The sequence below is a fragment of the Streptomyces sp. NPDC059900 genome (assembly GCF_050270335.1).
Classification (GTDB): Bacteria; Actinomycetota; Actinomycetes; order Streptomycetales; family Streptomycetaceae; genus Streptomyces.
Genome location: NZ_JBNNJZ010000963.1, coordinates 1 through 1949 on the forward strand (window position 1 = coordinate 1; position 1949 = coordinate 1949).

At 70.9% G+C, this 1949-nt stretch carries 3 protein-coding genes; all 3 read left to right on the forward strand.

What is annotated here, in order from left to right; translation table 11 throughout:
• Window positions 1–340 (forward strand): fasciclin domain-containing protein (locus ACQKIP_RS46200; RefSeq protein WP_427745741.1); only part of this gene is annotated, 340 nt, incomplete at its 5' end.
• Between the two features lie 87 nt (window positions 341–427).
• Window positions 428–1132: a response regulator transcription factor gene (locus tag ACQKIP_RS46205; protein ID WP_365856902.1), complete on the forward strand. Its 705-nt coding sequence runs from the start codon at window positions 428–430 to the stop codon at window positions 1130–1132.
• A partial coding sequence (locus ACQKIP_RS46210; RefSeq protein ID WP_427745742.1) for a HAMP domain-containing protein occupies window positions 1129–1949 on the forward strand: 821 nt, incomplete at its 3' end. The genes ACQKIP_RS46205 and ACQKIP_RS46210, both read left to right, overlap by 4 nt.

The window sequence follows — 1949 nt, forward strand, 5'->3', positions numbered from 1 at the left end:
GGCGACCATCTCCCGGATCAGGGCGAGCGGGTCCGGCGGGGAATCGTTCGCGCCGACCAACGACGCCTTCGCGAAGATCCCCAAGGCCGACCTGGACAAGGTCCTGAGTGACAAGGCCACCCTCACCAAGATCCTCACGTACCACGTGGTGGGCCAGAAGCTCGCCCCCAAGGACCTGGAGAAGGGCTCCTACGAGACGCTGGAGAAGTCCAAGCTGACCACGGCCGGCTCGGGCGAGTCCTACAAGGTCAACGACTCCGCCAACGTGGTCTGCGGCAACGTCAAGACCGCCAACGCCAGCGTCCACATCATCGACACCGTCCTCATGCCCAAGATGTGACATCCGGCGGGAGCGAAGGGGCCGGCCGCACGCGGCCGGCCCCTTCCGGCCGGTGACGTCACAGGGAGCAGTGCCAGGATGCCCGGCATGGATGCACACGAGGTTTCGCCGGGCACGCGGTTGCTGGTCGTCGACGACGAGCCGGCCATCCTTGATGTCCTGGCCACATCATTGCGCTTCCTCGGCTACGAGGTACGGGAAGCGGCCACCGGAGCAGAGGCGCTGGCCGCCGTCCGCCGGCAGGCACCGCACCTCATCCTGCTCGACGTGATGCTCCCCGACGTCGACGGTTTTGAGGTGGTCCGCCGCTTGCGCCAGGGCGGTTCGGAAGTCCCCGTGATCTTCCTGACCGCCCGGGAGAGCGGTCAGGACATCGTGGGCGGCCTTGACCTGGGCGCGGACGACTACATCACCAAGCCCTTCCGCCTTGCCGAGGTCGCCGCCCGGGTGCGCGCCGTCCTGAGACGCGGCGAGAGCCGCACCGCGGCACGGGTCCTGTCCTGCGCGGACCTGGAGATGGACACGGAGACCTACGAGGTACGCCGGGCCGGCGTGCGCGTGGATCTCTCGCCCACCGAGTTCCGGCTGCTGCACCATCTGCTGCTGAACCAGAACCGTGTCCTGACCCACGCGCAACTCCTGGAACATGTCTGGGACTTCGGCGAGTCAGATCCCGGCGTACTCAAGACCTACATCTCCTACCTGCGCCGCAAACTCGACGCGCTGGGACCCTGCCTCATCGAGACCCGCCGTGCCGTCGGCTACATCCTCCGCGACCGGGCAACACCGTGACGGCACGGACACCGCGGACGTTCTGGACGGCGCGGACCGCGTGGCGGCGCCGGACGCGGCCGCGTTCGCTGCGCGGCCGCCTGCTGCTCGCCCTCCTGGCGCTGGCCGCCGTCGCACTGATCGTTCTGGACGTGGTGGTGTACGGGGCGCTGCGCGGCGATCTCGTGGAGCGTACGGATGTCACACTGCGCGCAGTCCGCCAGCGCGCGGCTTCGGAACTGGCGCAGCCAGGGGCGGGCACGAGCCTGGGCAACGATGTCCGCCTGCTCGGCGCATCGGAGTTCTACCTCCAGGTACGCCGACCCGACGGCACCGTCCGCAATCTCGCGCCCCGGCTGCGCGACCCGGACGACACCGCGCCACGCCTGCCGGATCCACTGCCCGCGCCCGGCGCCCGCGAACCGGTCACGGTGGCCGCCAAGGGGCCCGGTGACCCCGACTACCGGCTGCTGACCCAGCGGGTCCCCGGCCACGGCACCTTGATCGCGGCCGCGCCGCTGGACCAGGTACAGGGCACGCTGCACCGGGTCCTCGCGGTCGAGGCGGCGGCCACCGGCGGGGTTCTCGCGCTGCTGGCGGGCGCCGGCCTTTGGGTGCTGCGGCGCGGTCTGCGACCGCTGGAATCCATGGCACGCTCCGCGGACGCCATCGCGGCCGGGGAACGTGCCGGGCGCGTCACACCGGCCGACGCGGACACCGAGGTCGGCCGACTCGGCCTGGCGCTGAACACGATGCTGGCCGGCCAGCAGGCCACCCAGGAGCGGCTGCGACGGTTCGTCGCCGACGCCTCGCACGAACTGCGGACCCCCGTCACCGC